Source organism: Phyllobacterium sp. CCNWLW183 (genome assembly GCF_037203775.1).
In the GTDB taxonomy this organism is placed as follows: Bacteria; Pseudomonadota; Alphaproteobacteria; order Rhizobiales; family Rhizobiaceae; genus Phyllobacterium; species Phyllobacterium ifriqiyense.
The window spans coordinates 1084484-1102326 of sequence record NZ_JBBCBN010000001.1 but is presented as its reverse complement, the minus strand read 5'-3'; the positions used below and the strand labels follow the sequence as shown (position 1 = coordinate 1102326).

Annotated in this window: 16 protein-coding genes and 1 riboswitch; of the genes, 12 read left to right on the top strand and 4 right to left on the bottom strand. The window is 53.1% G+C overall.

Annotation, left to right across the window (positions count from 1 at the left end; genetic code table 11):
- Positions 1–35 precede the first annotated feature (35 nt).
- The 4 genes from V9K95_RS05260 to V9K95_RS05245 form a co-directional block, all read right to left on the bottom strand.
- Positions 36–587: a DUF924 family protein gene (locus V9K95_RS05260; protein WP_307279812.1), complete on the bottom strand. Its 552-nt coding sequence runs from the start codon at positions 585–587 to the stop codon at positions 36–38.
- A gap of 30 nt (positions 588–617) precedes the next feature.
- Positions 618–2453 (bottom strand): monovalent cation:proton antiporter-2 (CPA2) family protein, encoded by a 1836-nt coding sequence (locus V9K95_RS05255; RefSeq protein ID WP_115052304.1) that lies wholly within the window; start codon positions 2451–2453, stop codon positions 618–620.
- Positions 2454–2557: 104 nt separating this feature from the next.
- Positions 2558–3403, bottom strand: a complete 846-nt coding sequence (locus V9K95_RS05250) for an amidohydrolase family protein (RefSeq protein ID WP_336439647.1) — start codon at positions 3401–3403, stop codon at positions 2558–2560.
- A 16-nt stretch (positions 3404–3419) separates the two neighbouring features.
- The gene (locus V9K95_RS05245; RefSeq protein ID WP_307279806.1) at positions 3420–4205 is read right to left on the bottom strand and encodes an IclR family transcriptional regulator; all 786 of its coding nucleotides are present in this window, start codon (positions 4203–4205) and stop codon (positions 3420–3422) included.
- 261 nt (positions 4206–4466) lie between these two features.
- Here V9K95_RS05245 and V9K95_RS05240 point away from each other — a divergent pair, with 261 nt between their 5' ends.
- The 12 genes from V9K95_RS05240 to iolG all read left to right on the top strand — a co-directional run bounded on the left by V9K95_RS05240 (position 4467) and on the right by iolG (position 17817).
- Complete coding sequence (locus V9K95_RS05240) at positions 4467–5579, top strand: mandelate racemase/muconate lactonizing enzyme family protein (RefSeq protein WP_115052307.1); 1113 nt, start codon at positions 4467–4469, stop codon at positions 5577–5579.
- An 83-nt stretch (positions 5580–5662) separates the two neighbouring features.
- Positions 5663–6397, top strand: a complete 735-nt coding sequence (locus V9K95_RS05235; RefSeq protein ID WP_307279802.1) for an SDR family oxidoreductase — start codon at positions 5663–5665, stop codon at positions 6395–6397.
- Positions 6398–6405: 8 nt separating this feature from the next.
- Positions 6406–7683 (top strand): L-fuconate dehydratase, encoded by a 1278-nt coding sequence (locus V9K95_RS05230; RefSeq protein WP_336439648.1) that lies wholly within the window; start codon positions 6406–6408, stop codon positions 7681–7683.
- A gap of 181 nt (positions 7684–7864) precedes the next feature.
- A riboswitch (cobalamin riboswitch) is annotated at positions 7865–8063 on the top strand.
- A 111-nt stretch (positions 8064–8174) separates the two neighbouring features.
- Positions 8175–9416, top strand: a complete 1242-nt coding sequence (locus V9K95_RS05225) for an aromatic ring-hydroxylating oxygenase subunit alpha (protein WP_336439649.1) — start codon at positions 8175–8177, stop codon at positions 9414–9416.
- A gap of 5 nt (positions 9417–9421) precedes the next feature.
- Positions 9422–10507 carry a hybrid-cluster NAD(P)-dependent oxidoreductase gene (locus V9K95_RS05220; RefSeq protein WP_336439650.1) on the top strand — a complete coding sequence of 362 codons (1086 nt, stop codon included), beginning with the start codon at positions 9422–9424 and terminating at the stop codon, positions 10505–10507.
- Positions 10508–10661: 154 nt separating this feature from the next.
- Positions 10662–11477: a TIM barrel protein gene (locus V9K95_RS05215; RefSeq protein WP_336439651.1), complete on the top strand. Its 816-nt coding sequence runs from the start codon at positions 10662–10664 to the stop codon at positions 11475–11477.
- 83 nt (positions 11478–11560) lie between these two features.
- Entirely contained in the window at positions 11561–12145 is a 585-nt protein-coding gene (locus V9K95_RS05210) for a carboxymuconolactone decarboxylase family protein (RefSeq protein WP_336439652.1), read from the top strand.
- A 182-nt stretch (positions 12146–12327) separates the two neighbouring features.
- Positions 12328–12801, top strand: coding sequence for a YciE/YciF ferroxidase family protein (locus V9K95_RS05205; RefSeq protein WP_336439653.1), 474 nt, complete (start codon positions 12328–12330; stop codon positions 12799–12801).
- A 347-nt stretch (positions 12802–13148) separates the two neighbouring features.
- Complete coding sequence (locus V9K95_RS05200) at positions 13149–14078, top strand: sugar ABC transporter substrate-binding protein (RefSeq protein WP_115053215.1); 930 nt, start codon at positions 13149–13151, stop codon at positions 14076–14078.
- 86 nt (positions 14079–14164) lie between these two features.
- On the top strand, positions 14165–15706 hold the full coding sequence (locus V9K95_RS05195) for a sugar ABC transporter ATP-binding protein (RefSeq protein ID WP_336439654.1): 1542 nt from the start codon (positions 14165–14167) through the stop codon (positions 15704–15706).
- Between the two features lie 55 nt (positions 15707–15761).
- On the top strand, positions 15762–16775 hold the full coding sequence (locus V9K95_RS05190) for an ABC transporter permease subunit (protein ID WP_115052316.1): 1014 nt from the start codon (positions 15762–15764) through the stop codon (positions 16773–16775).
- Positions 16776–16827: 52 nt separating this feature from the next.
- Entirely contained in the window at positions 16828–17817 is a 990-nt protein-coding gene (gene iolG / locus V9K95_RS05185; protein ID WP_307279780.1) for an inositol 2-dehydrogenase, read from the top strand.
- Positions 17818–17843: the final 26 nt, after the last annotated feature.

Here is a 17843-nt window from a genome sequence, read left to right as displayed (position 1 = left end):
CGGACAATAACAAAGCCGATACCGCGATAGATATTTCAGCCGGCAAACCCGCCTGCATCAAGGAATGCGCGTTCTTCCTCGGTGGTATCGCGGCCCAATATTATGTTGCGATGGGGAAAACGTCCGAAACGTTGAATAATGTCATAGTGGTCATTGGCATATTCGACATTTGCTGGAGAACCGTGACTGCAAAGCTCTACACAACGGCGCTGGTCGTCCACATCTTCCGAATGCATGAATGGCAGATAGAAGAATGCGCGCAGTTCCGGCGCGACAGAAATGTCATGGCCTTGTTCCAGCGCCCGATTTGCGTAATAGCGCGCCAGTTCATCGGTCGCGTACATATGACCGGTATTGCGGAAACAATTGCGGGGAAACTGATCGAGCAGGATCATGAGTGCCAGCGCACCCTCAGCCGTGTCGACCCAAGTTTCATATTCCCGTCTTGCGGCGGCGAAATGTTCGTCAAGAAATGTCTTGTGAAAAACAGTGTCGAAGGCTTCGTCCTTCTTGAACCATTTTTCCGGTCCGGCCTCACGCCAGAAGTCAGTGACTTCCTTGATTACCGACGATTGTTCCTTTGACATATTCTATCCTCTTTAGTCTGACCGACCCACTCAGTTTGCGTCCGCAGATGCGGCAATGGGCAAGACACTTGCAGTTTCTTCGCTCAAGGGGCGTCCGGGCTGGCGTGGTTTGATCAAAGGTCCGGGAACCGGCATATTGCCCTTCATGAGATCATTGCCTGCATGTATGCCGCCAGCCAGTTGAAGATCGAGACGCTCGTCATCGCGCTGGCGGATGTCGCGGATGATCTCGGCTGCTTCTTCGGGATCAACGCCAAGTCCGATCAAGGTTGTTTGCCCGAACATGAGCGCGGATTCAAAGGTTTCGCGGAGTTGGTACTCGACGCCGATCTTGATCAGTTCAATCGTATTGCCACGATCAAATGACCGCGCATAAATCTGCACCAGCGGAAATTCGGCCTTGATGAGATGGGCGATTGAAAGAATTGTTTCTGCCTTATCGACGCAGATCAACACTGCCTGGGCGCGACCAGCACCGGCTGCGTGCAGAATATCCAGACGCGTACCATCGCCATAATAGACCTTGAAGCCGAACTGCGCGGCTGCCTGGATCATTTCTATATCATTATCAATGATCGATACGTCGACATCGCGAAGCAGCAGCGGTTGGCTGGAAATCTGGCCGAAACGGCCAAAACCGATAACCAATACCCTGCCGGTCAATCCTTCCGCTATATCAACATCCTTCAGCGCCTGCGTCTCGGCTGGCAAGATATATCGCATGCCGATAATGGCGAGAGGCGTAAGAACCATGGAGATAATGATGATTGCCGTCAGGATCGCATTGGATTCGCCATCCAGAATGCCCACTGCCGTCGCCGTGGAATAAAGCACGAAGGCAAATTCGCCGCCCTGAGCCATTACAATGGCGCGTTCCAGCGATTCGCGATGGGATGATTTCAGCATGCGAGCCACAATGTAGATCGCGATTGCTTTGACGATCATGAAGGCGGCGACGTAGAAGACGACCATCTGCCAGTTGGCGGCAACGACAGCCAGATTAAGGGACATGCCGACTGCGAGGAAGAAAAGCCCAAGCAATATGCCGCGGAATGGTTCGACATCTGCCTCCAACTGATGGCGGAAGGTGGATTCAGACAGGAGTACGCCTGCAAGGAAAGCGCCCATGGCCATGGAAAGGCCGCTGACCTGCATGACAAGCGCGGCCCCTAGCACAACCAGCAAAGCGGCAGCAGTCATAACCTCCCGGGCTCTCGTCATGGCGAGCAGGCTGAACAGGGGATTGAGCAGGTAGCGCCCCGCAATGATAAGGCCCGCGACAGCGCCAATCCCGATGCCAATATCAAGCCAACGCAATCCGCCCGCCTCGGTGGTGCTGATGGGTGCAAGAAAAGCGACCAGCGCCAGCAGCGGTACGATTGCCAGGTCTTCGAAAAGCAGGATCGATACCATGCGCTGGCCTTTGGCCGAGGCAATTTCGCCGCGCTCTTCCAGCAATTGCATGACGATGGCCGTCGAGGTCAGAACAAAGCCTGCGCCTGACACGAAAGACACAGCAACGGGAAAGCCGGTTGCGATGCCAACGCCAGTCAGCAGCAGAGCACAGACGATGACCTGTAATGCACCGAGGCCGAAAATCTCATTGCGCATGCCCCAAAGTTTCGTCGGCTGCATTTCCAGTCCGATAATGAACAGGAACATGACAACGCCAAGTTCAGCCACATGCAAAATGGTTTCAGGGTCAGAAAAGAAGCCAAGACCAAAGGGACCAATGACCAGTCCGGCGGCAAGATAGCCAAGCACCGATCCTAGCCCGAGCCTCTTGAACAGGGGGACAGCGACCACGCCTGCACCCAGCAGGACGACAACACTTAATAGATCGGGGCCACTTGCTTCCGCTGCCATTGTCTCTCCTGCGATGCGCAATTGCTCTGATTTTCACAGGTAAAGCGGTGGTGCCCAGCAGGCAAGCTAAAATGGACGAGATGTCCTCTACAATAAATTGAAGATTACAGCTTCCAGATCCGCTTGGCGTTTTCCGAGAAAAGTTTTGCCTTCTCATCCTCGCTACAGCCGGCAACAAGCGCATGCGTGGCAGCAACCCATGTGGCGAGGCCTCCACCCAACGTACATACCGGCCAGTCGCTTCCCCAAACCAGGCGATCAAAACCAAAACTGGCAATGACGTGGTTCACATAAGGGGCCAAAGTCTCAACATTCCAGGTCTGCGCATCGGCATAGGCAACCACGCCGGATATCTTCGCCGTAACATTGGCGCGCTTTGCGATTTCGGTGATGCCTGCCTGCCATGGCTTGAATGCCCCGCCCTTGATATCGGGTACGCCGCAATGATCAAGAATGAACTGAACGTCGGGGGCAAGGTCGGCAAGGGTGATCGCTTTTTCGATCTGTTTGGGCAGAACGCACAGGTCAAAAGATAGCCCCGTGCCTCCAAGCTTCTTTAAATTCTCGCGAAATAATGGCTGCGCAGAAAGCTCGTCGGGCATGACGTGGAGAACGCGTCGAAAGCCCTTGACCAGTGGATTTGCGAGTTGCCGCTCAAGAAAGGCAGCAAAACCCTCATCTTCCGGACGGCAGGAAGAGATCGCCCCCGCAATCAAGTTTCCTTCGCGTGCGGATAATTTGGCGACGTTGGTCGTTTCGCGCTCAATATCAGAGGCTGCGACGTCAACTTCCATATGCAATGCGCGGGTAATGCCGACGCGAAGTGCTTGCTGGGCATATTCTTCGTAGAGGAAATCACGGTTCAGCGCTTCCACACTGGATAGCCAAGGATAGGACAAGACGGATTGGTCAATGAGGTGCAGGTGCGTATCAATCAATTCACTGGCCATTATTTGATTTCTCCAATCAGGCCTTACCTACGTCGGCGCCGGAAAGTTCCGACAGTTTTTTCGCTGTCGCAACTATCATCTGACAGACCTGATCAACGCTAGGTGCTTCAGGAACATTAAGGACCTGAATATAGGGGCAGGTGATTGCAGCAATCGCACGGCCATCCGGCCCGAGCACTGGAGCAGAAACGTTGAAAACCCCTCCCGTCTGGGCACTGGGCATGACCTCGTAGCCGCGTTCGCGTATCATATTCAGCCGATCACGATAGTCGTCCGGTTGTGAATTATCATCAACGTGGCGTTCATACTCGGCGATCATCAGGCTACGCTCTTCAGGCGAACGGAATGCCATCAATACATGACCGGAGCCGGTATTGAGCAAACTCATATGCGAGCCGACCCGAATTGAGATTCCCCAATATTCAGGCGCTTCCTGCTGGGCAACGACCACGACCGCCCCGCGATCAAACACGCATAAATGATTTGCCTGCTTCGATTGAACCGCAAGATCGCGCATCAAGGGCGTTGCGTAAGCCGCCAACCGCCGAACAGGGGCGTGGAGCTGTGCAAGGCCGAAAAGCTTGAGCGTCAATGAATAGCGATCGCCTTCGAGCCTAGTTACATAGCCTCGGCGCACCAAGCGATCCAGCATCCGGTAAAACTCGTTGGGGCTGCGGCCAAGGCGCTTGGCTATCTCCGCCTGTGTTACGCCGCCATCAATGCCGGCAAGCAGCTCCAATATATCAAGACCTTTGTCGAGTGCGGGCGCGCGATAGCGGTCACTGTCGTCTTCATCAGTCATATGCGAATACCCCCTGGAGCGCTTCTGCAATCTTTGAATCGCCTGCGCCCTGACTGTTTATTTTAGCGCAATTCCGAATAGAAAACCGGTTCCCATTTTCCTGGAATTCCTCTCATCTAGGCTTATACGAAGAACATGAGCAGATGGAAGCGGTTTCATCGCTTGACGATATGTGGCGCAAATGTTTGTATATGAATGAAGTTCCCATATATGGGTATATAATATATAAGGGCAATATACAAAGCCCGACGGGAGGATAATTTGGCTAAGATCCAGCGCGTGGAACTGCGGATGGTTGACCTGCCGCCAAAGGTGCTGCGGACGGATGCAATTCAGAGTTTTGTCAGCCAGGAAACGCCAATCGTTACAATTACCGATAGCGATGGCGCTGTGGGCACGGGTTATAGTTATACGATCGGAACGGGCGGATCGTCGGTAATGCGACTTCTTTCCGATCATCTGGCACCCAGACTGCTTGGCAAGGATGCAGACCAGATCGAAGCCATCTGGCATGATCTTGAATTTGCTACACATGCAACCACCATCGGCGCAATTACTGCGATTGCGCTTGCAGCCATTGACATCGCTCTGTGGGATTTACGGGCCAAGAAGCAGAATCTGCCTTTATGGAAACTTGCTGGCGGCGCAAAGGATCGCTGCCCGCTTTATACAACTGAAGGTGGCTGGCTGCATATTGAAAAGCAGGCTCTGGTCGATGACGCGCTGCAAGCCAAGGCAAAGGGTTTTAAAGGTGCCAAGGTCAAGATCGGCCGTCCGCATGGATCGGAAGATCTTGATCGCCTGTCGGCCGTTCGCGCTGCCGTCGGTTCCGGATTTGAGATCATGACGGATGCAAATCAGGGTTTTTCACTTGATGAAGCCATTCGGCGCTCGCACGTGTTGCGGGATATTGATCTGGCGTGGCTGGAAGAGCCGCTGCCAGCGGATGATATTGATGGGCATGTGCGCCTGTCAGCTTCTACACAAACGCCCGTGGCGGTTGGAGAATCGCTCTATTCGATCCGGCATTTCCGCGAATATATGCAAAAGGGAGCCTGCTCCATCGTTCAGGTCGATGTTGGCCGTATTGGCGGGATCACTCCCTGGCTGAAAGTGGCTCACGCAGCGGAAGCCTTCAATATTCCCGTATGTCCACACTTCCTGATGGAACTCCATGTCAGTCTGACATGCGCGGTTCAGAACGGCAAATATGTTGAGTATATTCCCCAGCTTGATGATCTGACCAAGACTCAAATGCGGATCGAGAATGGCTATGCTTTGGCACCGATGGAACCAGGTATCGGAATTGACTGGGACTGGGATGCCGTCAAAGCGCGCAGCGTGGAAGAGTTCACCACTGAAATTCGCGTTTGATGGCTGACTTAACGAGAAATGATTGCCCTGTTCAGGGCTGAAGTGCATGACTGGCATCATAAGATGCCCAATGGAGATATGAGATGACAGGCAAGCTTGAAGGCAAACGCGTTCTTATCACGGCAGCTGGACAAGGCATTGGTCGGGCTTCGGTGCTGGCTTTCGCACGCGAAGGTGCAATCGTGCATGCAACCGATATCAATCAGCAACTGCTCGATGCTTTGCCGAAGGAAGCCAATATCAAGCCGCGCAAGCTCGACGTGCTCAAGGCAGAAGAAGTGACGCAGGTCATTGGCGAAATCGGCGCTATCGATGTGCTGTTTAATTGCGCTGGTTTTGTCCATGGCGGTTCAATTCTCGATATGCCGGACGCCGATCTGGATTTTGCACTTGATCTCAATGTTCGCGCCATGATCCGCACGATCAGGGCGGTACTACCGGGTATGATCGAACGTAAGGACGGTGCTATCGTCAATATGTCTTCAGTCGCCAGTAGCGTGAAAGGTGTCCCGAACCGTTTTGCCTATGGCGTAACCAAGGCTGCCGTATTGGGAATAACCAAATCGGTAGCCGCGGATTATATTACGCAGGGTATTCGCTGCAATGCGATCTGCCCCGGCACGGTGGAAAGTCCTTCGCTTGAGCAACGCATGCGCGCTGGTGGCGACTATGATGCCACGCGGGCGGCATTTATCGCGCGCCAGCCCATGGGGCGTCTGGGCCTCCCGGAAGAAATCGCTGACCTTGCCGTCTATCTTGCTGGTGCTACCTACACCACGGGACAGGCCTACAATATTGATGGCGGCTGGACAGTTTAGGAAAGACCATGACCATCATCACTGATCTTCGCGTTTTCGATATCCGTTTCCCGACCTCGCAAAGTCTGGACGGATCGGATGCCATGAATCCTGACCCGGACTATTCGGCTGCCTATGTTGTGCTGGATACGGATGCAGGGCTTTCCGGCCACGGCCTTACCTTTACCATCGGGCGCGGCAATGAGATCTGCTGCCTTGCCATTGAGGCCATGAAACACCTTGTTATCGGCCTTGAACTTGATTGGATAAAGGAAAACCCGGGCAGATTCTGGCATTTTATCACCGGTGACAGCCAGTTACGCTGGATCGGCCCTGATAAGGGTGCAATGCATCTGGCCACGGGCGCGGTAGTGAACGCCGTTTGGGATTTGCTGGCCAAGGAAGCGAAGAAGCCTGTCTGGCAACTGGTCGGTGAAATGACGCCGGAAGAGATCGTCAAAATCGTGGACTTCCGCTATCTCACAGACGTGCTGACGCCTGAAGAGGCGCTGGAAATTCTGCGTAGAGCAGAGGTCGGTAAGAAAGAGCGTATTGAAACGCTAAAAGCAGATGGGTATCCCTGCTATACGACATCGGCAGGCTGGCTGGGCTATTCCGATGAAAAGCTCCGTCGCCTTTGTCAGGAGGCCGTGGATGCGGGCTTCAACCACATTAAGATGAAAGTCGGCCGCGATCTCGAAGATGATATCCGACGTCTTACCATCGCGCGTGAAGTGATCGGCCCTGACCGCATTCTCATGATCGATGCCAATCAGGTCTGGGAAGTGAATGAAGCCATTGATTGGGTGAACAAGCTTGCCTTCGTCAAGCCGTTCTTCATTGAAGAGCCAACGAGCCCCGACGACGTTGCGGGCCATCGCAAAATTCGGCAGGCTATCCATCCGGTGAAAGTCGCGACCGGTGAGATGTGTCAGAACCGCATCATGTTCAAACAGTTCATCGCCGAAGGCGCTATCGATGTCGTGCAGATCGATAGTTGCCGCATGGGTGGACTGAACGAAGTGCTGGCGGTGCTGCTTATCGCCGCAAAGTATGAGCTACCAGTCTGGCCGCATGCGGGCGGTGTTGGTCTGTGTGAATATGTCCAGCATCTGTCAATGATTGATTATATCGCCGTTTCAGGGACGAAAGAGGGCAGGGTTATCGAGTATGTCGATCATCTGCACGAGCATTTTGTTGATCCCTGCAACATTCAGGATGCGGCCTATATGCCACCCTCGCTGCCGGGCTTTTCAATTGAGATGAAACCGGAATCGATCAAGCAGTATTTGCATCACGGTCTTTAAAGCCTTTCCGCCCGGTAAATGAACCATCGCCGTCTCTGGTGATATTCATTGCTGACATGGAAAGGGTATTGTGCCGCCATTCTGACGTGCCGGAGTGGCGGCATTTTCTGTTTTTTCGGTCGTGTCGTCTTGTGTAAATGCGATGTCGTTTCCGCACCTATTCTTTTTATCATCCGGATGCTTTTATCAGGCTACTTGAGGTGCCGCTTTCTAGGGAAGGTGGAGAATTGGGAAGCCGGTTTAATCCCGGCGCTGCCCCCGCAACGGTAGTGGAGTGAAACGCGGCAAAATAGCCACTGGAGCATGGTTCCGGGAAGGCGCCGTGAGGCTCGCAAGAGCAACTCCAGAGCCCGGAAACCAGCCGCAAGCGATAACACCGACTGATCGCGGTGGGCGATCAAGGAGCATTGTTTTGTATGGGCAGCCATACGGACGGTCTTCTCCGTCACCACCAGTCAGTTCTTTCGCAAATGAGATGGCGAGGACACGACATGGACGCACATAGTGAACTACTCCGGAACCTGAAACACCGGAAACCTGGCTATGGCCTTGAGCAGGCTTTCTACAATGATCCGGAGTATTTCCGGTTGGATATGGAAAATATCTTCTACCGCGACTGGCTGTTTATCGGTCATGATTGCGAAGTGGCGCGACCGGGCAATTATTTTACCGTGCAGATTGGCGATTATCCGGTCGTTATCGTCCGGGACCGCGAGAAGAAAATACGCGCGTTTCATAACTCATGCCGCCATCGCGGGTCGCGCGTTTGTGCTTCTGAACGGGGCACCTCGGCGAAGCTTGTTTGCCCCTATCATCAGTGGACTTATGAACTGGATGGCCGTCTATTATTCGCGCGCCAGATGGGCGACGATTTCGATGCCAGCCAGCACAGCCTGAAGACGGTGCATTGCGAAAGCGTTGGCGGCTATATCTTCGTCTGCCTTGCGCCGATTGCGCCGGATTTTGCCGCTACGCGTGCCATGATCGATCCTTATCTTGCACCGCATCGCCTCAGCGAAACCAAAGTCGCCTTTCAAAGCTCGATCGTGGAGAAGGGTAATTGGAAGCTGGTGTGGGAAAACAACCGCGAATGCTACCATTGCGCCGCCAATCATCCGGAACTCTGTAAGACGTTTCCTGAAGCACCAAGCGTGACTGGCATACAAGGCTCAAAGGATGATCCGGAAATCGTGGCGCATTGGGACAAATGCGAAGCCGCAGGTCTTCCGAGCGTGTTCCGTATCGATGAAAATGGCCAGTACCGCGCAACACGCGTGCCGCTGCTTCACGAAGCCGAGAGCTATACCATGTCGGGCAAACGTGCTGTAGCGCGTCAGCTTAGCGATGATGTGAATGCACGGCAGATCGGTTCGCTATTGCTCTATCATTATCCGACGACGTGGAATCACATTCTGGGGGATCATGCCCTTTCTTTCCGCGTTCTCCCGCTTAGCCCGACCGAAACCCAGGTCACGACCAAGTGGCTGGTGCACAAGGACGCGGTGGAAGGCGTCGATTACACCATTGAGGAACTCACGCATGTCTGGCTCGAAACCAATGATCAGGACCGCCAGATCGTTGAAGAAAATGCTTTTGGCATTCGCTCTCCTGCCTATGAGCCGGGCCCTTATTCGGTAGAGCATGAAGGCGGTGTTCTGCAATTCCTTGAATGGTATTCCAACACGATGGAAACGCGCCTTTCCGGCGACAAGCGACTGAGCAAGGTAGCGTAGTGAATATGGGCATTCCTCAAAAGTACCCGCATCTCGATCAGATGCAGCCATGGAACGACCGGCTGCATCTGCTGGAGTGCCTGTCTGTCATTGAGGAAGCGCCCAATGTGAAGACATTCACATTTCGTTCCGACAATCAAAACTGGTTCCGGTATGAGCCCGGCCAGTTCATGACGTTTGAATTGGGTACGCAACCGGATGCGGTCCTGCGTACCTACACTCTCTCTTCCAGCCCCTCGCGGCCATTTACGATTGCAATCACGGTCAAAGCGCAGGATGGCAGCATCGGCACCCGCTGGATGCTGGACCACCTCACGCCGGGCGCGCGGCTGAAAGCATTTGGGCCGCTGGGTGACTTTTCGATCTCAAAACATCCCGGCGAAAAATATCTGTTTATTTCTGCCGGATCAGGCATCACGCCTATGATGTCAATGACGCGCTGGATGCAGGATTGTGCACCACAAAGCGATATTAGTTTTGTCAGTTGCGCACGCCGCCCGAGCGACATCATCTTTCGCAAGGAACTCGAATATCTGACCAGTTGCATGCCAAATCTCAAATTGTCCTTTCTGATCAAGGAACATGAAATGGGGCAGCTCTGGACGGGTATCAGAGGCAGGCTCGAAGCGCCGAAGCTTTCGCTATTGTCGCCCGACTTCAAGGAACGGACGGTTTTCTGCTGCGGTCCTGACGGATTCATGCGCGATGTTCGGGCCATGCTGGAAGAGTCCGGCTTCGATATGGCCAATTACCATCAGGAAAGCTTCGGTTCCGCCGCCGAACCTGTGCTTCCGGTAATGGACGATATTTCTACGGAGGTGTCTGAAACTGCCGCGATCGTCACTTTCTCCATGGCCGGCAAGGATGTGCACTGCGTCGCAGGCGATACAATCCTCAAGGCTGCCCGTGGTGCTGGCATTCGAATTGCCGCGGCCTGTGAATCCGGATTGTGCGGCACCTGCAAGGTCATGAAAATTTCCGGCAATGTCGATATGAACCATAATGGCGGGATTCTCGACGAGGAAATTGATGAAGGCTATATCCTGGCCTGTTGTTCCAAACCGTTGGGCAATGTCGAAGTGGAAGCCTAGCGCAAATTTTGCTCCAGCTCCCAAGCGCATTTTCGTGTTGTCGATCTCAATCCCCTTGCTTTTCCCGATGCATTGCTTGACGAAGCTCGTGTATTGCCAAAGGCCGAGATTCGCATAGAGCAGGCCGGCTCAAAGCTGTGGGGAGGAACCCAAAATGGCTGCACCAATTTTTGCTATCAATCATGTCGCTGCCCCGAATCTTCGCCCTGCCGCGTTTTTTCAATTGGCGGTGGCGCTTGGCTTGCGCGATGTTGAGATCCGTAATGACCTTGGCGGCAATGCGATTATTGACGGCACAGCTGCAACTGAAATGAAGGCGCTATCGAAAGCAGCCGGCGTGCGCATTGCCACGATCAATGCCTTGCAGCGCTTTAACGAGTGGACTCCGGAACGTGAGCACGAGGCTATTGAGCTTGCGGATTATGCGCGAGACGCTGGCGCAGCGGCACTTGTTCTGGTTCCTGTCAATGATGGCACGGGTCAGGAAGAGGGTGAGCGGCAGACTAATTTGCGAAAGGCGCTGACGGCGCTAAAGCCCATTCTTGAGAGCCGCGGACTGTTGGGTTTTGTCGAACCGCTGGGCTTTGAAATTTGCTCGCTTCGTTCAAAGGGCGAGGCAGCGCATGCCATTGAGGCTATCGGGGGTAAGGCTTGTTTCAAGCTTGTCCATGACACTTTCCATCATCATCTTGCCGGAGAGCCAGAATTTTTTCCGGATTTGACAGGGCTCGTCCATATTTCCGGCGTGACGGATCCTCATGTGAGCATTGATGATATGCGTGATCCGCACAGGGTTCTGGTTGATGAGAATGATCGCCTAGGCAATGTCGATCAGATCCGCGCACTTTTGAATCAGGGCTACAAGGGCTTGTTTTCATTTGAGCCTTTTGCAGAAGAAGTCCAGAAAATGGCTGACCCGGCACGTGCCATTTCTGCCAGTATGGCATGGATTAATACCCGATTGGGCTGAACGCCGCTTCGCTCTAAAGGCCTATATCCCATGGCGTCCTGCTTTCTGATAAGGTAGGTGCGACTATTGTTGGGAGAATGGCGATGTTCCTGCAAACGATTGACGATGAAAGCGCGACGGACGAAGTGGCCGAAATTTATGCCAGGCACAAAGCCCAGCTTGGCTTCGTCATGGACGCGACGCGCTGCTTTACGGCGCGCCCTGATCTTTTGCCCGCCTATACAGATTTCATGGATAAAATACGGGCAGGCTTTTCGCTCGGCATGCGAGAATGGCGGCTGATCACGCTCATTGCGGCAAAGCACATCCCTTCGACCTATTGCTCGCATGTTTATGCGAAACAACTGATCGGCGATCTTGGGTCAAAGGAAATGGTACTCGCTGTCCATAGCGATTTTCGAACTGCCGGGCTTTCTGCTGCGGATGTGGAAATGCTGGCCTATGCGGAAAAGATTACGCGGGATGCTTCCAAAGTTGAACAAGAAGATATTAATCGGCTACGCGCGGCGGGCTTCACGGATGTCCAGATATGCGACATCGCCCTATGTGCCTCATTCCGTTGTTTTGTCAGCCGTTTCTTTGATGCGACAGGCGCTGCGCCAGAAGCAATATTTCTTGATCCAGATATCAATTTTCAAACGGCGATGACTGTCGGAAAACGTTTCTAAACTGATGAGGCACTGCGCCGTTCTACAGGTTTCGTTGCGATAGGCTATGGCGCTATTTCAGAATCTCTTTGGCATTGACCCAAGACACTCGGTTGATTGTGATGTGATTTCGTCTTGGGTGCGACGGAACATTATCGCTCCCCCAAGGTTCCTGTATCCCAATCGACAGGAGGAAAATCATAATGAAGACACTAGCTGAGATTTTTGAACACACATTGCATGACGTCTATTATGCCGAGAATGCGCTCGTCAAAGCTCTACCAAAAGTTGCGAGCGCTTCCAAAGACGCCAAACTCAAAAAGGCAGTAGAAGAGCATCTTGAAGAGACGAAGGGTCAGGTAAAGACGCTGGACCAGGTTTTCAAATCGCTGGGTCTTAAGCCGAAAGCCGAAAAATGCGATGCCATTGAAGGTTTGATCAAGGAGACGGATGGTCTTATTGAAGAGGCTTCCGGCACCGCGCTGAATGCGGGCTTGCTTGCCGCTGCGCAAGCCGTGGAGCATTATGAGATTGCCCGCTACGGCTCATTGCGGGAATGGGCTAAAACACTCGGCCATGACGAAGCTCACAAGCTGCTCAGTGAAATTCTCGATCAGGAGAAGGCAGCCAATAACAAGCTGACCAACATCGCTGTTGAGAGCGTCAACAAGCCTTAACAGGCCCTTCTATCGGACAAATTGAGCGGGTCTGGCAAGTTTGCCGGGCCCGTTTTCATGTTGGATGGACAGCGAACCATTTTGCGCAGCTGTGCAACTAATTACTTCGTCTAACTATAATCGAGAGTTGAATCGGACTTGACGATGAAGCCTTAAAATGGAATAAATATTTCAGAAACTAGCGTGGCGGTCTGTACATTCCGAAAACGCGCCAGGATCGAGTTGCGCGAGAGATACGCGCTTTCCATAACTTCGTCGCTTACCGGTCAGGGGTAGTGGCCACAAGGACGAAGTGGAAGATTCCGGATAGAAAGGTGTTGCCGGGCACCATTGTGGAGGAGAAAAAAGTGAAAAAGTTTCTATTGGGAGTGGCTGTTTCAGCGTTGATGAGCAGTTCGGCGCTGGCCGCCAATATAGGCGTGTCGATGGCGCAGTTTGATGACAATTTTCTCAACGTTTTGCGCACGGGGATGGAAGACTATGCCAAGACGCTTGATGGCGTGACTTTGCAGGTTGAAGATGCGCAGAATGACGTGGCGAAACAGCAGAGCCAGATTCAGAATTTCATCGCCTCAAAAGTAGATGCGATTATTGTCAATGCGGTGGACACGGATGCCACTGCGGCCATGTCGAAAATTGCTGCCGATGCCGGTATCCCACTGGTTTACGTTAATCGCCAGCCAGCAAATGTCGACGAATTGCCTGAGAAGCAGGCTTTTGTCGCCTCCAATGAAACTGAAGCGGGCACACTTGAAACAACGGAAGTCTGCCGGTTGCTCAAGGGGCAGGGCAAGGTCGTCGTCATGATGGGCGAGTTGTCCAATCAGGGTGCGCGGGCACGCACAAAGGCCGTGCATGATGTGATTGCGACCGATGCATGCAAGGGAATCTCCATTGTTGAAGAGCAGACCGCCAACTGGTCGCGCACACAGGGCGCGGATTTGATGACAAACTGGCTCTCGGCTGGCTTGGAGTTTGACGCTGTAATTTCGAACAATGACGAGATGGCAATCGGGGCTATCCAGGCGCTTAAGGCTGCGGGCCGTGCCCCGGACAGTGTCGTTGTTGCCGGTGTTGACGCCACACAAGACGCTTTGGCGGCAATGACTGCCGGTGATCTTGATGTAACCGTATTCCAGGATGCGGCAGGGCAAGGCAAGGGTGCTGTCGATGCGGCACTCAAGATTTCCAAAGGCGAGAAGATTGAAAGCAAGGTCTATATTCCTTTCGAGCTCGTAACGCCTGAAAACCTGTCGAAATATCAGTCAAAAAACTAAGCAATAAGTCGTTGCCGGTCTCTCCCCGCCTGGGGAGAGACCGCATTGGTATTTAAAGCAGCCAAACTCTCTGGGAGGAGAAGAGCATGACACTCAGCCCTTCAACCATGGCGGCAGTTCGTGCCAGCGGTGCGGTGCCGCAGGCGGAATATCTTTTGAATGTTGAAAATGTCCGCAAGGAATTTCCAGGTGTTTTGGCGCTGGATGGTGTGCAGTTCCGGCTGAAGCGCGGGACAGTTCATGCGCTGATGGGTGAAAATGGCGCCGGTAAATCCACTCTGATGAAGATACTTGCTGGAATATATATTCCAGATGAGGGCGAGGTTTATCTCAAAGGCCTGCCCATTCGCCTGAAATCGCCATTGGACGCGCTCGAAAATGGCATAGCGATGATTCATCAGGAATTGAACCTGATGCCATTCATGACTGTAGCCGAGAATATATGGATTCGCCGTGAACCGAAGAATGCTTTCGGCTTTGTTGATCATGGCAAAATGTACGATATGACGGCCGAGCTTTTTCAGCGGCTGAATATCAGGCTCGATCCTGATAGCCAGGTGCGGGATCTCTCGGTCGCCAACCGCCAGATGGTCGAAATTGCCAAGGCGGTTTCCTATGAATCCGATGTGCTGATTATGGATGAGCCGACCTCTGCGCTGACTGAGCGCGAGGTGGAACATCTCTTCGCGATCATACGTGATCTGCGTTCGCAAGGGATCGGCATTGTCTACATCACGCACAAGATGAATGAACTGTTCGAGATTGCCGATGAGTTTTCGGTATTTCGGGACGGCCGTTACATCGGCACACATGCCTCAACTGATGTAACCCGTGATGACATCATCAAAATGATGGTTGGCCGTGAGATCACCCAGATGTTCCCGAAGGAAACTGTGCCTATCGGCGATGTCGTGCTTTCGGTGAAGGATTTATCGCTGAAGAATGTATTTCACAACATTTCTTTTGATGTTCGCGCGGGTGAAATCCTGGGTATTGCCGGACTCGTCGGCTCTGGTCGCTCAAATGTGGCTGAAACCATTTTCGGTGTTACTCCAGCCACGACAGGAACCATTGCCATTAATGGCAAGGAGGTAAAGGTCACCACGCCCAACCAAGCCATCAATATGGGCATGGCCTTCCTGACAGAAGATCGCAAGGATACGGGCTGCCTGTTGATCCTCGATATTCTTGAAAACATGCAGATCGCTGTGCTGCAGGATCGCTTTACCAAATTTGGTTTTGTGCAGGAGAAGCAGATTACGGCTGTTTGCCAAAAGATGAGCGAAACCTTGCGGGTGAAGACGCCCAATCTTGAAGAAAAGATCGAAAATCTATCCGGTGGCAACCAGCAGAAGGTTCTCATTGGTAGGTGGTTGCTTACCAATCCTAAAATTCTCATTCTGGATGAGCCGACCCGCGGCATTGATGTTGGTGCCAAGGCAGAAATCCATCGCCTCGTCACGCAGCTCGCAAGGCAGGGCGTTGCGGTCATCATGATCTCATCGGAAATGCCTGAGGTGCTTGGCATGAGCGATCGCGTGATGGTGATGCATGAGGGGCGCGTAACGGGTTTTCTGGATAGGGCTGAAGCGACGCAAGTCAAGGTAATGGAGCTGGCGTCAAAATAATCCGGTCAAATTTTTTAGATCGGACGACGCTACTGGGGTATTGGGAGAAACTATAATGACAAGCGAAAAAGCAACTGCAACGCTTACGTCTCGCCGAAGCCGGCGGCTACCGCCAGAAGTCAACATTCTTCTGGTGTTGATCGGGATTGCGCTGGTGTTCGAAATCCTTGGCTGGATACTTGCAGGCCAGAGCTTTCTGATGAACACACAGCGCCTGCGGATCATCATTCTGCAGGTTTCAGTGATCGGCATTATCGCTGTTGGTGTCACCCAAGTGATTATCACGGGCGGTGTTGATCTCTCGTCAGGCTCGGTTGTAGGCATGACCGCGATGATTGCCGCGAGTTTTGCGCAATCCTCCACCTGGGCGCGACCGGTTTATCCCGGTCTTACCGACTTGCCGTTCGTCATACCGATCGCTATCGGGCTGGGTGTCGGGCTCCTGGCCGGGATCATCAATGGCTGGCTGATAGCTCAAACCAAAATTCCCCCCTTCATTGCCACGCTGGGCATGATGGTTTCTGCTCGTGGCATTGCAAAATGGTACACAAAGGGCTCGCCCATCTCCGGCTTGACTGATCAATTCAATTTCATTGGAACCAGTATCTGGCCGGTCATTGTTTTTCTCCTCGTGGCTCTCATTTTCCACATAGCCTTGCGATATACGCGCTATGGAAAGTTCACCTATGCCATCGGTGCCAATGCACAGGCGGCGCGGGTTTCGGGTATCAATATCGAACGGCATCTCATCAAGGTCTATGCCATTGCCGGTCTGCTGGCGGGGCTTGCCGGTATTGTCACCGCTGCTCGGGCACAGACGGCACAATCGGGCATGGGCGTGACCTATGAGCTCGATGCGATTGCAGCGGCCGTCATTGGCGGGACATCGCTGACAGGTGGTATAGGCCGCATCACCGGCACGGTTATCGGCGCCATTATTCTGGGCGTCATGATTTCAGGTTTCACCTTTCTTCGGGTGGACGCCTACTATCAAGAGATCATCAAAGGCATCATTATCGTTGCAGCGGTGGTCATCGACGTATATCGCCAGAAAAAGAGAAAAGTCTGAGTTTTGTAACGCCCGGGAATCATCCCGGGCCATTCTTCCATGAGGTAATGAAATGACTGTACGTTTTGGTCTGCTGGGCGCAGGCCGTATCGGCAAGGTTCACGCCAAGGCAATCGGCTCCAATGCACGGGCAGAGCTTGTTGCAGTGGCCGATGCGTTCGAACAGGCTGCCACGGATCTATCTGCTGCCTATGGCTGCGAAGTGCGCACCATTGATGAGATCGAGAGTGCCGGCGATATCGACGCCGTTATCATCTGTACTCCGACTGATACGCATGCGGATCTCATCGAACGTTTTGCGCGTGCAGGAAAGGCCATCTTTTGCGAGAAGCCGATCGACCTTGACGTAAAGCGGGTTGAAGAGTGCCTTGCAGTGGTAAGGCAGACAAAGGCGACATTGATGGTAGGCTTCAACCGTAGGTTCGACCCGCATTTCGCCGCAGTACGCAAGGCAATCGACGATGGCGCGATTGGCGACGTGGAAATGGTCACCATAACCTCGCGTGACCCCGGTGCGCCACCTGCCGAGTACATTACCCGCTCGGGTGGCATTTTCCGCGATATGACTATCCATGATTTTGATATGGCGCGCTTCCTGCTTGGCGAAGAGCCTGTGTCTGTCGCTGCACATGCTTCTGTACTTGTGGACAAGAAGATTGGCGAGCTTGGCGATTACGATAGTGTCAGCGTCATTCTTTCGACGGCTTCGGGGAAGCAATGCGTGATTTCAAACTCGCGCCGTGCAACCTATGGCTATGATCAGCGCATTGAAGTGCATGGTTCCAAGGGAATGGTCGCAGCGGAAAATCAGCGTGCCGTTTCAATCGAAATTGCCAATGGCAATGGCTATACGCGCCCGCCACTGCACGACTTCTTCATGACGCGTTATACGGAGGCCTATGCCAACGAAATCGCGGCCTTTATCGACGGTATTGCCACCGGCACGCAAGCTGCCCCCAGCGGCGAAGATGGGCTGATCGCATTGGCACTTGCCGATGCTGCCTTGCGTTCGGTGAAAGAAGGCAAGACGATTACGGTGTAAATTTCAAATTGCAGCTTCATCGTTTT

Bases quoted from the DNA above. Each gene is read 5' to 3' on its own strand.
- V9K95_RS05195 (WP_336439654.1), top strand. From the start codon at position 14,165: ATGACACTCAGCCCTTCAACCATGGCGGCAGTTCGTGCCAGCGGTGCG.
- V9K95_RS05215 (WP_336439651.1), top strand. From the start codon at position 10,662: ATGGCTGCACCAATTTTTGCTATCAATCATGTCGCTGCCCCGAATCTT.
- V9K95_RS05190 (WP_115052316.1), top strand. From the start codon at position 15,762: ATGACAAGCGAAAAAGCAACTGCAACGCTTACGTCTCGCCGAAGCCGG.
- V9K95_RS05255 (WP_115052304.1), bottom strand. From the start codon at position 2,453: ATGGCAGCGGAAGCAAGTGGCCCCGATCTATTAAGTGTTGTCGTCCTG.
- V9K95_RS05260 (WP_307279812.1), bottom strand. From the start codon at position 587: ATGTCAAAGGAACAATCGTCGGTAATCAAGGAAGTCACTGACTTCTGG.
- V9K95_RS05210 (WP_336439652.1), top strand. From the start codon at position 11,561: ATGTTCCTGCAAACGATTGACGATGAAAGCGCGACGGACGAAGTGGCC.
- V9K95_RS05235 (WP_307279802.1), top strand. From the start codon at position 5,663: ATGACAGGCAAGCTTGAAGGCAAACGCGTTCTTATCACGGCAGCTGGA.
- V9K95_RS05250 (WP_336439647.1), bottom strand. From the start codon at position 3,403: ATGGCCAGTGAATTGATTGATACGCACCTGCACCTCATTGACCAATCC.
- V9K95_RS05205 (WP_336439653.1), top strand. From the start codon at position 12,328: ATGAAGACACTAGCTGAGATTTTTGAACACACATTGCATGACGTCTAT.
- iolG (WP_307279780.1), top strand. From the start codon at position 16,828: ATGACTGTACGTTTTGGTCTGCTGGGCGCAGGCCGTATCGGCAAGGTT.
- V9K95_RS05245 (WP_307279806.1), bottom strand. From the start codon at position 4,205: ATGACTGATGAAGACGACAGTGACCGCTATCGCGCGCCCGCACTCGAC.
- V9K95_RS05230 (WP_336439648.1), top strand. From the start codon at position 6,406: ATGACCATCATCACTGATCTTCGCGTTTTCGATATCCGTTTCCCGACC.
- V9K95_RS05220 (WP_336439650.1), top strand. From the start codon at position 9,422: ATGGGCATTCCTCAAAAGTACCCGCATCTCGATCAGATGCAGCCATGG.
- V9K95_RS05225 (WP_336439649.1), top strand. From the start codon at position 8,175: ATGGACGCACATAGTGAACTACTCCGGAACCTGAAACACCGGAAACCT.